General features: G+C 66.5%; 8 protein-coding genes. 5 read left to right on the top strand and 3 right to left on the bottom strand.

What is annotated here, in order from left to right:
* Positions 1-4 precede the first annotated feature (4 nt).
* From WEA80_12930 to WEA80_12940, 3 genes are all read right to left on the bottom strand, one after another.
* The gene (locus tag WEA80_12930) at positions 5-1,087 is read right to left on the bottom strand and encodes an Ig-like domain-containing protein (GenBank protein MEX1187485.1); all 1,083 of its coding nucleotides are present in this window, start codon (positions 1,085-1,087) and stop codon (positions 5-7) included.
* Entirely contained in the window at positions 1,078-3,825 is a 2,748-nt protein-coding gene (locus tag WEA80_12935; GenBank protein ID MEX1187486.1) for a valine--tRNA ligase, read from the bottom strand. The genes WEA80_12930 and WEA80_12935 overlap by 10 nt, the downstream gene beginning before the upstream one ends.
* Positions 3,826-3,984: 159 nt before the next feature.
* Positions 3,985-4,860 (bottom strand): BON domain-containing protein, encoded by an 876-nt coding sequence (locus tag WEA80_12940; GenBank protein ID MEX1187487.1) that lies wholly within the window; start codon positions 4,858-4,860, stop codon positions 3,985-3,987.
* 95 nt (positions 4,861-4,955) lie between these two features.
* Here WEA80_12940 and thrS point away from each other — a divergent pair, with 95 nt between their 5' ends.
* From thrS to WEA80_12965, 5 genes are all read left to right on the top strand, one after another.
* A complete protein-coding gene (thrS, locus tag WEA80_12945; protein MEX1187488.1) occupies positions 4,956-6,902 on the top strand; it encodes a threonine--tRNA ligase in 1,947 nt (648 codons plus the stop codon).
* Positions 6,903-7,062: 160 nt separating this feature from the next.
* Positions 7,063-9,168: a S9 family peptidase gene (locus tag WEA80_12950; GenBank protein ID MEX1187489.1), complete on the top strand. Its 2,106-nt coding sequence runs from the start codon at positions 7,063-7,065 to the stop codon at positions 9,166-9,168.
* A 159-nt stretch (positions 9,169-9,327) separates the two neighbouring features.
* Positions 9,328-10,536, top strand: a complete 1,209-nt coding sequence (locus WEA80_12955) for an acetyl-CoA C-acetyltransferase (GenBank protein MEX1187490.1) — start codon at positions 9,328-9,330, stop codon at positions 10,534-10,536.
* 7 nt (positions 10,537-10,543) lie between these two features.
* Positions 10,544-11,404, top strand: a complete 861-nt coding sequence (locus tag WEA80_12960) for a CPBP family intramembrane glutamic endopeptidase (GenBank protein ID MEX1187491.1) — start codon at positions 10,544-10,546, stop codon at positions 11,402-11,404.
* 100 nt (positions 11,405-11,504) lie between these two features.
* Positions 11,505-12,353 carry a 3-hydroxybutyryl-CoA dehydrogenase gene (locus tag WEA80_12965; GenBank protein MEX1187492.1) on the top strand — a complete coding sequence of 283 codons (849 nt, stop codon included), beginning with the start codon at positions 11,505-11,507 and terminating at the stop codon, positions 12,351-12,353.
* The last annotated feature ends 9 nt before the right edge of the window (positions 12,354-12,362 follow it).

The raw sequence follows: 12,362 nt of genomic DNA on the forward strand, positions 1-12,362 counted from the left end.
CTCGTTAGGGCGGAGTGGCCGGCGGCGCCGGCGCCGGTTGGGGAATCGTTATCGCGCGGCTGGACGACGCCACGCGGCCGAGCAGGCCGGGGAAGCCGTTCGCGACGACGGTGTAGGTCGCGCCCGGCTGCAGCGGAACGGGCAGGGTCACGATGACCTGCCTGTACGGACGGGCTCGCGTCATCGCCGACGGCCGCCCGGGCGCCGGCGCCATGGCCGTATCGAGCGGCGCGGTCTCCGGCAGCGCGACGCTCGTCACCGGCAGCGGGACCGAGTCGGGTCCGAGCACGCGGATCCACGCGGGGTCCAGCGGAATGCGCGCGTCGACGGGCACGTCGAACGTCACGCGCAGCGTGACGGAATCAGGCGCGTTCACCTGCTCGATTCGCGGCCCGATCGAGTCGTGCACGAACGCGTGCAGCTCCACGCGCGCGGTGTCGGTCAGCGCCACCGTGACCGTGTCCCACGGCTCGCGCGGATCCAGCGCCCGGTTGCGGTTGCCGTCCACGACACCCTTTACCTCGTACGCGCCGGCCGGGAGATGCGGCAGCGTGAACGCGCCCGCGCTGTCCGAGTACGCGATGTAGATGGTGCTGTCGGCCGTGATCGCCTGGACCAGCCCGGCTCGGACGGGAGTTCCCGCGGCCCAATCGAACAGCACGCCGCTGATCGCGGTAGCGGGAATCACCGGGCCGGTGGCGAAAAGAGTGGCGGCACCTTCGCGCCGCACGTTGCCGCGCAGGTCGGCGAGACCCGGAAGCATCGTCACGCTGTACACGGTGTTGGGCCTCCACCCACGGCGCGGCCGCACCGCGATCTCCTCGCGCTGCCAGGACACCACCGGTGTGCCGTGCTGCGGCGAGATGACGAACAGGTTCGCGAGCGTCGTCGCGCCCGGAGGTGTCTCGCTGACGACTTCGTCGAAGCGGAAGATCACGTCGCGCGGAGTGACGCTGACGCGGCCGCTGTCCGGCGCGATCCCGACGAGCTGCGGCGCCTCCACATCCGGCGGGCCGCCCGGCGGCATGCCCGGCGACGCGCACCCGAGCGCGGCCGCGGCGACGACCCACGACCGGATCAGACGCACAGCGCCTCGACCTTGCGCGCGAGCATCTCGCGCCGCGCCACCCACTCCTTTTCTTTCGCGCGCTCTCCCTCCACGACGTGCGCGGGCGCGCGCGCCGTGAAGCTCTCGCTCGCCAGGCGCGCGACGAGCTGTGCCAGCTGCCTGTCGAGCTGCTGCAGCTCGCCCTTCAGCTTGCGGCACTCCTTCTCGACGTCGACGATTCCCGCGAGCGGCGCGACCAGCTCGGCGCCGCCGCCGAGCACGACGTGCGCCGCCGCGCCCTCCGGCGCGGCGCTCGTCACCGATATCTCGGCGTGCGTCAACCGGCCGATCAGGCCGGCCTCGCTCTCGTACACTCTGCCGTCCTCCCGCGCCACGATCGTCGCGGCGATGGTTCGCGCGGGCGCGATGTTGTAGTCCGCGCGGATCTGGCGCAGCGCGACGACGGCTTCGCGCACGCGCTCGAAGTCCTCCACGGGCGGGTGGCCTCCGCTGCGCGGCCAGCGTGACGACGCGAGAAACGCGGAGGCGCGCGACTCGATTCCCGGAAGCCGCTGCCACAGCGCTTCGGTGATAAACGGAACGATCGGATGGAGCAGGCGCAACGCGTCGTCGAAGACATGCATCAGAACGGCGCGGGCGACGTCGCGATCCTCGCCCTTCTCGGCTAGTCTCGACTTGGTCGTCTCCACGTACCAATCCGCGAGCTCGTTCCACACGAAGCGTCGCGCGATCTCCGCGTACTCGCTCAGACGCAGGCCGGCGCGCAGCTGGTCTTCCGGCCACGCCGCGCCGCTTGGACGCGGCGGACCCAGCGCGGCGTCGCACTCGTCGATCGCGAGGTCGAGCCGGCCCAGTATCCAGCGGTCCGCGAGCGTCAGCCGGGACTCGGCAATGCTCGAGAGCGGAGCAACCGTCTCGTCGCCGATGTTGCTCAGGAGGAAGCGCCCGATGTTCCAGAGCTTGGTGGCGAAGTTGCGCCCGACGCCAAAAGTCTTCTCGAGGTCGGACGGATCCATGATGATGTCGGCGCCCATGCCGAGCCCGGACACGACCGTGTAGCGCAGCGCGTCCGCGCCGAATCGGTTCACCACGTCGAGCGGATCGATGCCGTTGTTCAGCGACTTGGACATCTTGCGGTGCTGCGTGTCGCGCGCGAGCCCGTGCAGGTAGATCGTGTGGAAAGGGGAATCACCCATGAATTCGTAGCCGGCCATTACCATTCGCGCGATCCAGAAGAACAGGATGTCGGGCGCGGAGACGAGCACGTCCGTCGGATAGAACGCGCGCAGGTCTTTCGCGTCCTTGTCGGGCCAGCCGAGAGTGGAGAAGGGCCAGAGCCAGGACGAGAACCACGTGTCGAGCACGTCCTCGTCCTGCGTGACCGGGCCGCCGCACGTGGGACACTTTGCCGGAGTCGTGCGGCTCACGATCGGATCGGGGCAGCGCGCGCAGTACCACACAGGGATGCGGTGTCCCCACCAGAGCTGGCGCGAGATGTTCCAGTCGCGGATGCCCTCGAGCCAGTTCACGTACACGGCTTCCCACCGCTCGGGCAGGATCCTGAGCCGGCGCTGGTGCACCGCCGCGAGCGCGGGCTCGGCGAGCGGACGCATGCGCACGAACCACTGATCCGACAGCCGCGGCTCCACGACGGTGTCGCAGCGATAGCAGTGCCGGATCGCGTACGTGTGCTTCTGCGTCTTCACCAGCGCGCCGGAGTCGCGCAGCAGCTCGACCGACCGCTTGCGCGCGGCGACGCGATCGACCCCGCGCAGCGCTTCGGGGACTCGTCCCGCCGCGTTCTGGTCCTCCCCCATCGTGCCGTCGGGGAGGATCACCGACGGCATCGGCAGTCCCTGGCGCAGCCCGATCTCGAAATCGTTGTGATCGTGCGCCGGCGTGATCTTGAGCGCGCCGGTCCCGAACTCCGGATCCACCATCGGATCGGCGATCACGGGGATCGGGGTGCCCAGCAGGGGATTGAGCACGCTCTTGCCGATCATCGCGGCGTAGCGCTCGTCCTCGGGGTGCACCGCGACGGCGACGTCGCCGAGGATGGTCTCGGGGCGCGTCGTCGCGACGGTGACGTACTCGGAGTTGCCGGGTGAGGAATCGGTGAGAGCGTAGCGCACGTAGTGCAGGGTGCCTTCCTCGTCGGCGTGCTCCGCCTCCTCGTCGCTGAGCGACGTGAGGCAGCGCGGGCACCAGTGGATGACGCGGTGGCCGCGGTAGATGAGGCCGCGCTCGTGCAGCGTGACGAACACTTCGCGCACGGCGACCGACAGCTCGGGGGAGAGCGTGTAAGCGGTCCGGCTCCAGTCGCAGGACGCGCCGATGGCGCGGAGCTGCTGGAGGATGGTGCCGCCGGTTTTTTCGACGAACTGCTCGGTGCGCTGGACGAACGCTTCGCGGCCGAGGTCGAAGCGGGTCTTGCCTTCTTTGGCAAGTTCGCGTTCGACCACGTTTTGGGTGGCGATGCCGGCGTGGTCGGTGCCGGGGACCCAGAGCGTCTCGTCGCCGGCCATCCTGCGCCAGCGGACGATCACGTCCTGCACCGTGTCGTCGAGTCCGTGGCCCATGTGGAGCACGGCGGTGACGTTCGGCGGCGGGATGACGATCGTGAACGGCTGCCGGTCTCCGCCCATGCGATTGGATCTATCGGCGTCGGCGGTGAAAATCCCCGCTTTTTCCCAGCGCGCGTAAAGATCGCGCTCGGTAGAGGCAGGGTCGTATGTCGGGGGAAGGGGAGCCGGCATTCCTCAAGTTACTTCCAAGCTTCGCGCGAGGCATCGGCTGGAGCGTGGTGCGTTGCCCGTCTCAGCGTCTTGCGTTGGGACGTTTACGGACGGCCCGCCGCAGTCACGTCCCTACGCAGAACGGAAAAACTGTAAACGCACAACGCTCTCCGTTTTAACCTAGTCCGCCCGGCCGTTCCCCTTCGTTGGCTCGGTCACGTGATCCGCTTTCGGAACGCCGGTCGGAGCAACAGCGGACCCGCCGGCTCTATTCCCTTTCTTGCCGCGCTTTACGGGCGGCTTCCTGGCTTCGGCAAACCCGGCGATGTCGTCGACCGCTTCGTCCAGCGCGGCCGACTCGCTGTTCCAGCGGTCCTCCAGCGCCGGCCGCGGGTCGGCGTGGCGGTCGAATTCCGAGGAGTTGCCCTGGCGCCGCCTCCCGGTTCCGACGCTCTGGCCCTCCCAATGCGCCTCGGTGAGCGTGGGATCGCCGTTCTCGTACTTCTGCGCGGTGGCATCGCGCAGGTCTTCTTCCGGCCGGATCGCGACGCGATTCACGACCGTATCCACCCCGGGCACTCCGCGCGCGAGAGTGACCGCGTGCGTGACTTCGGAATCGGCGTTCACCCACCCCGTCAGCTCGATGATCCCCTCGCTGATCGCGCCGATGTCGATCGGACGCTCCTGCAGTATGGGATCGTTGCTGAACGCTTCGAGCACGCGCTCTTCCAGCTCCATCGAGCCGTCGACGTCGAGATCGTCGTAGTCGTCGCTGGCCGAGGCGATGCCCACTCCCGTCTCGGCGAAGTCGGACCGGTCCGATCGGTCCTGCAGATCGAACTCGTCGTCCTCGTCCCCCTCGAACTCCTCGTCTCCGAGGAGCCCTTCCGCTTCGTCACCGGCGAAGAGGTCGCGAATTTTTCCGGGAAGCTCGCGCAGCGCGCCCGAGCGCTGGGAGACCACCACACCGGCCGCGAAACCCGCGACCGCTCCGGCGAGTAAATACAGCATTCCCTGCGACGTGGAATCTTCGTCGTGGTAACGGAACGGAGCCATGATCTGATCCTGTAGCGGAAGGTGTTGGTGAGTCTTAGCTTACGCCTTCAGAAAGTGCAATCTGTCTCACGATGGAAAAGCAAGAACAAGGCCACTTGAATACAGTAACTCTCACGCTCCCGGACGGTAAAGAACGCGCGGTTCCCGCGGGGACGGCGGCGCGTGACGTAGTCGCATCCATCGGCCCGCGCCTGCTGAAAGACGCGATCGCGGTGGAGATCGACGGCGCCGTGCAGGACCTGGCGACGCCGATCCGGGCGAGCGGATCGTTCCGCGTTCTGACCGAGCGCGACCCCCAGGCGCTCGGCGTGCTGCGGCATTCCGGCGCACACGTCCTGGCGACCGCGGTCCGCAGACTGCGACCGGGCGCGAAGATCGGCTTCGGTCCCGCCATCGAGGACGGCTTCTATTACGACTTCGAGGTCGCCGAGCCGTTCACGCCAGAGGACCTGGACGCGTTCGAGGTGGAGATGCGCAAGGTCGCCGCCGAGAAATATCCGTTCGTGCGCGAGGAGCTGTCCAAGAGCGAGGCGCGCGAGAGATTTTCCGACGATCCGCTCAAGCTCGAGCGCCTCGAGGAGCTGCGCGACGACGAGGTCATCTCGACGTACACCGACGGGCCGTTCGTCGATCTGTGCCGCGGGCCGCACGTGCCCGACACGTCGTACCTCAAGCACTTCAAGCTGCTGCACACCGCCGGCGCGTACTGGCGCGGCGACGAGAAGCGGCAGATGCTGCAGCGGATCTACGCGACCGCGTTCTTCAGCCAGAAGGATCTCGAGGAGCATCTCCACCGGCTGGAGGAAGCCAAGCGGCGCGACCACCGCGTGCTGGCGCAGCAGCTCGATCTGTACTCCACGGATCAGCGCATCGGCCCGGGACTGATCCTCTGGCACCCGCGCGGGTCGGTGATAAGAAACGAGATCGAGAACTTCGAGCGCGACCTCATCATCCGACACGGCTACGACCTCGTTTACACGCCGCACATTCTCAGCGAGAAGATCTTCGAGATCTCGGGCCATCTCGAGAACTTCAAGGAGAACATGTTCGGCGCGATGGACGTCGAGGGGGGCGCGTACCGGCTGAAGCCGATGAACTGCCCGGGCCACATCTGCATTTATCAGTCGCGGCCGCGGTCGTACCGCGACCTGCCGATCCGCTACGGCGAGTTCGGCACCGTGTACCGGTACGAGCGAAGCGGCGTGCTGCACGGGATGCTGCGCGTGCGGGGATTCACGCAGGACGACGCGCACGTGTTCTGCACGCCGGAGCAGGTGCCGGACGAGATCTCCCGGCTGATCGACCTGGTGGAGGAGATGCTCGCCGCGTTCGGCTATCCCTATACCATAGAACTGGCGACCCGCCCGTCCGAGAAGGCTCTGGGCGAGGAAGCCGTGTGGGAGCAGGCGCAGGCGATGCTGGCCGACGTCCTCGAGTCGCGCGGGCTGGAGTACACGATCGACGAGGGCGGCGGCGCGTTCTACGGGCCGAAGCTCGACTTCAAGCTGATCGACGCGATCGGGCGGAAGTGGCAGGGCCCGACGGTGCAGCTCGACTTCAACCTGCCCGAGCGGTTCCAGCTCGAGTTCACCGGCGCCGACAACACGACGCACCGGCCGGTGATGCTGCATCGTGTTCTGGTGGGATCGATGGAGCGGTTCGTCGGGGGGCTGATCGAGCATTATGCCGGCGCGTTCCCGCTCTGGCTCGCGCCGGAGCAGATCCGCGTGCTGCCGGTCGCGGAAGAGCTCGCCGGCTATGCGCAGACGGTCGTGGACCAGTTGCGCGCGCGGAAGATCAGGGCGGAGCCGGACGCGCGGTCCGAGACGCTGAACTACCGTATCCGCGAGGCCGAGATGATGAAGGTGCCGTACATGGCGGTCGTCGGGAGGCGGGAGGCGGAAGGGCAGACGGTGGCGCTGCGGGCGCGGGGAGCGGGGAAAAAGCAGGAGGTCATCCGCCTGTCGGACCTGGTGGACCGGTTGAGGCATGAGATCGAGACACGGGCGGTGGCGGTGGATGGAGCGGTGACTGGTGACTAGTGACTAGTGACTAGTGACTAGGAACTGCAAAAGGCGCTGCGTGCTGCGTGCTGCGTGCTGCGTGCTGCGTCCTAGATGGATCTAGGAAGTTGAGTGATCTCTGTAACCACTAACCACGAATCACTAGTCACCAGTCACTAGTCACCAGGAGCTGTTCACTATGCCGTTCTTCCGCTCCCTCCGCTGGCTCCTCGCCATTGGCCTCGGCGCCACAACCGCTTCCGCGCAATCTCCCCCCGTTGCCGCCGTCGTGCCGAAAGTCGACACACTGCATGGCAACGTCGTCACCGACAACTACTTCTGGCTGCGACGCGGGGAGAATCCGGAAGTCATCGCGTATCTCCAGGCGGAGAACGCGTACACCGACACGATGATGGCCGGGACCCGCGACCTGCAGGAGCGCATCTATCAGGAAATGCTCGGCAGGATCAAGCAGACCGATTTGTCGGTGCCGGTGAGGCGCGGACCGTACTTCTATTACACGCGGACGGTTGAGGGCAAGCAGTATTCGATTTACGCGCGCAAGCGCGGCAGCCTGGAGGCGCCCGAGGAGATCTACCTCGATCAGAACGTGCTGGCCGAGGGAAAGACGTACCTCAGGCTCGGCGTGACGACGGTCAGTCCGGATCACCGGTTTCTCGCCTTCACCGTGGATACAACGGGATCCGAGCATTTCACGCTGCTGGTGAAGGACCTGAGCACGGGCGAAGTGCTGCCCGACCGGATCCCCGACGTGCACTTCTCGCTCACCTGGGCCGCGGACAACAAGACGCTGTTTTACACGAAGACCGACTCGGCCCACCGGTCCGACAAGGTCCTGCGGCACATCGTCGGCACGCCCACGGCCAGCGACTCGGTGATCTTCCACGAGCCGAACGTGCTGTTCAACGTGGGCGTGTTCCGGACGAAGGACGACGAGTACGTCATGATCGCCGCGGAGAGCTTCACCAGCTCCGAGTACTGGTACGTTCCGGCGCGCACACCCCTGCAGCCGTTCAGCGTCATCGAGCGCAGGCGGCCCGACATCGAGTATTCGCCCGTCCACCACAAGGGTCGGTTCTTCATCACGACCAACGACGGCGCGACCAACTTCAAGGTGGTGACGGCGCCGGCGTCCGATCCCTCGGCCGCGAACTGGCGCGAGTACATCGCCCACAGCGACACGGTGCTGATCGACGGGATCGACGCCTTCAGCAACCATCTCGTGCTGTACGAGCGCTCCAGCGGGCTGAGGAAGATCCGGATTCGCGATCTCGGGTCGAATTCCGACCATTACATCACGTTTCCCGAGCCGGTCTACACCTACAGTCCCTCCGGAAACCCGGAGTTCGACACGAACGTGCTGCGCTTCACGTATCAATCGCTGATCACGCCGTCGAGCGTGTTCGATTACGACATGAACACGCGCGCCCTCGACCTGAAGAAGCGCACGGAAGTCCTGGGCGGCTACGATCCGGCGCAGTACGGCACCGAGCGCACATGGGCACGGGCGGCCGACGGCAAGATGGTCCCCGTCTCGCTCGTGTATCGCAAGCCGTTCGTCCGTGACGGCATGCGGCCGATGCTGCTGTACTCGTACGGCTCGTACGGCTCGAGCACCGAGCCGACGTTCTCCTCGAACAACCTGAGCTTGATCGACCGCGGCGTGGTGTACGCGCTCGCTCACATCCGCGGCGGACAGGAGATGGGCCGCGCCTGGTACGACGAAGGCAAGATGCTGAACAAGATGAATACGTTCACGGACTTCATCGCGGCCGCGGAGCATCTCGTGCGCGAGCGCTACACGTCGACCGACCGGCTGGCGATCCGCGGCGGGAGCGCGGGCGGCCTGCTGATGGGCGCCGTGGTCAACATGCGCCCCGAACTGTTCAAGGTCGTGGTCGCGGACGTGCCGTTCGTGGACGTTATCAACACCATGCTCGACGCCTCCATCCCGCTCACGGCGCAGGAGTGGGAGCAGTGGGGCAACCCGGCCATCCGCGAGCACTACGAGTACATGCGCAGCTACTCGCCGTACGACAACGTCGAGGCCAAGGCGTACCCGATGATGCTCGTCACGACCGGGCTCAACGATCCCCGGGTGGCTTTCTGGGAGCCGGCCAAGTGGGTGGCGAAGCTCCGGGCGACCAAGACCGGCCAGACCCTGCTGCTGCTCAAGACGAACATGGGCGCCGGCCACGGCGGATCGTCGGGACGCTACGACGCGCTGAGGGAGGTTGCGTTCAGGTATGCGTTCATCCTGAAGGGGCTGGGGTTGGAGCAGTGACTGGTGACTGGTGACTGGTGACTGGTGACTGGTGACTGGTGACTGGTGACTAGTGACCGGTAACTGCAACGGCGCTGCGTGCTGCGTGCTGCGCCCTCGATGGCTGTAGTTACCAGTCACTAGTCACTAGTCACTAGTCACCGGTTATAGTTTTCAACCATGCCTGACCTCACTCGCCAGCCGGTAATCGTCTCCGCGGTACGGACCCCCATCGGCCGCTACCTCGGAGGGCTTTCTTCGCTCTCAGCACCGGAGCTCGGCGCCATTGCCATCCGCGAGGCGGTCAAACGCGCCGGCATTGCCGTCGAGGACGTCGAGGAAGTGCTGATGGGGCACGTCGTGCAGGGCGGGGTCGGCCAGGCCCCCGCGCGACAGGCGGCGCTCAAAGCGGGACTGCCGGGAACCGTGGCGGCGACGACCATCAATAAGGTGTGCGGCTCGGGACTCAAGGCGGTCATGCTCGCCGCGCAGTCCATTCGCGCCGGCGACCAGCAGGTCGTCGTAGCCGGCGGGCAGGAGTCGATGTCCAACGCGCCACACTACCTGTACGGAATGCGGCAGGGCATCAAGCTGGGCGACCAGACGATCGCCGACGGCGCAATCAAGGACGGCCTCTGGTGCTCGGTCTGCGACGTGCACATGGGCGGACATGCGGAGTACACCGCGCGCAAGGCCGGCATCACGCGCGAGCAGCAGGACGACTTCGCGCTGCGGTCGCATCAGAAGGCGCTCGCGGCGATGGAGGGCGGAAAGTTCGAGGAGGAGATCGTCCCCGTCGAAGTACCCGGCCGGAAAGGACCGACGATCGTGAGCGCGGACGAGGGGCCGCGCAAAGAGACTACTCGTGAGGCGCTCGGCAAGCTGCGGCCGGCCTTTCCCGGCGAGGAAGGGAAAAAGCAGTTGAGCGTGACGGCGGGGAACGCGTCCACGCTCAACGACGGCGCGTCCGCGCTGGTAGTGACCTCCGAGCAGTACGCCCGCGACCGGGAGCTGACGATTCTCGGACGGATCACCGGGTACGCAACGGGCGGGGGCGAGCCGAAGGATCTCTTCTTCGCACCGATCGTCGCGGTGGAGAAGCTCATGCTGAAGGCGGGCACCTCGATCGGCGATTACGATCTCGTCGAAGCCAACGAAGCGTTCGCGGCCCAGGCGCTCGCCAACGGGCAGGGGCTCAACTGGGCGTGGGACAGAGTGAACGTGCACGGCGGCGCGATCGCGCTCGGCCATCCCATCGGAGCGAGCGGCGCGCGCATTCTCACGACGCTGCTGTACGCGATGCAGGACCGCGGCGCCAGAACCGGCCTCGCGACTCTGTGTCTTGGGGGCGGCAACGCCGTCGCGCTTTCGGTAGAGCGGGCCGACTAGCGCGTCGTTGCGACGCGAAATCTTCTTCACCCGGGACGACCGCCTCCGCGCCATCTGGCGCGGGACCCTTTTCGTAGCCCTCAGCATCGTCGCGTTGTTCGCGGCGACCGTGATCGTCGCCATGCTGCACTCGGCGGCGGCGTCGGTCGGGATCCGGCTGGTGGTGCATCCGCTCGTGTACCCGCTGGGATTTCTCGCGGCGCACGTCCTCATGCTGCGGAAGATCGACCGGAAGGATTGGAGCTACGTCTGGCTGGGGCGCGACGCCGCGCGGCCGCCGAAGCTGGTCTCCGGTCTCGCGCTCGGCGCGCTCGCCGCGGCGCTTCCTGCCGGAGCTCTCCTGGCCATGGGTCAGCTCACGGTAGCGGACGCTCCCGACGGCGCATGGTGGAGCGCGGCGCTGCTCGCCACCGCCGTGCTCCTACCGAGCGCTTTCGCTGAAGAACTGTTTGCACGCGGCTACATTTTCGCATTGCTGCGCGAGGCCGCCGGATGGAAGATCGCGCTGGCCGCGACCAGCATCGGGTTCGGCCTGGTGCACGTGGCAAATCCCGGCGCCAACTGGCAGTCCCTGAGCGTGGTCGTGCTCGCCGGCTTCTTCCTCGGCGCGATCGTGCTGGTGACCGGCAGCTTGTACGCGGCGACGCTCGCGCATTTCGCTTGGAACTGGTTCATCGCGGCCGTGCTGCACATGCCGGTCAGCGGAGTACCGGTGGTCGGCTCGCCGGATTACAGGGTGGTCGAGACCGGGCCGGACTGGTTGACGGGAGGGAGCTGGGGACCCGAGGGAGGGCTTGCCGCTGGTCTGGGGCTCAGTATCGGATTGATTTACTTGTCATGGAGCGCGACGAGATCTCGTGGAGCTTGACTACAACGCTGCGTGCTGCGTGCAAACTGCAGAAGCAAGAGCAGTTACTAGTCACTAGTCACTAGTCACTAGTAACAATTTACAGTCACCGGTTTTCAGTATGAGTGAAAAAATCGCCATCATCGGCGCCGGACAGATGGGCAACGGCATCGCGCACGTGTTCGCGCAGTCCGGATTCGACGTCACGCTCGTGGACGTGTCGGCGGAGGCGCTGCAGAAGGCGCGCGACACGATCGCGAAGAATCTCGACCGGCAGGTAAAGAAGGGGACGATCCCGGCGGAAGCGCCGGCGGAGATCCTCGGCCGGATCAAGGCGGAGACGGACACGGGTGCCGTCGGCGACGCGGGACTGGTGATCGAGGCCGCGACGGAGAACGCCGATCTCAAGTACAAGATCTTTCAGGGACTCGACACCGAGGCCGCGCCCGACGCGATCCTGGCCTCCAACACCAGCTCCATCTCGATCACCGAGATCGCGCGCCGCACGAACCGCCCGGAGAAAGTCATCGGCATGCACTTCATGAATCCCGTGCCGGTGATGAAGCTGGTCGAGGTCATTCGCGGCCTCGCGACCTCCGACGAAACCACGGCCAGCGTGATCGAGCTCAGCAAGCGCGTCGGCAAGACTCCGGTCGAAGTGAACGACTTCCCGGGCTTCGTCTCGAATCGCGTGCTGCTGCCGATGATCAACGAAGCGGTTTACTGCCTCATGGAAGGGGTCGGTACCGCCGACGCGATCGACCAGGTGATGACCCTCGGCATGAATCACCCGCTCGGGCCGCTAGCGCTGGCGGACCTCATCGGGCTCGACACCTGCCTCGCGATCCTCGAGGTGCTGCACGACGGGCTCGGCGATCCGAAGTACCGGCCCTGTCCGCTGCTGCGGAAATACGTAGCCGCCGGATGGCTGGGCAGGAAAACGGGCCGCGGCTTCCACACGTATTCGTGAGAGCCGCGC

It is taken from the genome of Gemmatimonadaceae bacterium (assembly GCA_040882285.1).
In the GTDB taxonomy this organism is placed as follows: Bacteria; Gemmatimonadota; Gemmatimonadetes; order Gemmatimonadales; family Gemmatimonadaceae; genus JACDCY01.

Coding starts and splice junctions, on each gene's coding strand:
- WEA80_12965 (MEX1187492.1), top strand. CDS start 11,505: ATGAGTGAAAAAATCGCCATCATCGGCGCCGGACAGATGGGCAACGGC.
- WEA80_12940 (MEX1187487.1), bottom strand. CDS start 4,860: ATGGCTCCGTTCCGTTACCACGACGAAGATTCCACGTCGCAGGGAATG.
- WEA80_12950 (MEX1187489.1), top strand. CDS start 7,063: ATGCCGTTCTTCCGCTCCCTCCGCTGGCTCCTCGCCATTGGCCTCGGC.
- WEA80_12935 (MEX1187486.1), bottom strand. CDS start 3,825: ATGCCGGCTCCCCTTCCCCCGACATACGACCCTGCCTCTACCGAGCGC.
- WEA80_12955 (MEX1187490.1), top strand. CDS start 9,328: ATGCCTGACCTCACTCGCCAGCCGGTAATCGTCTCCGCGGTACGGACC.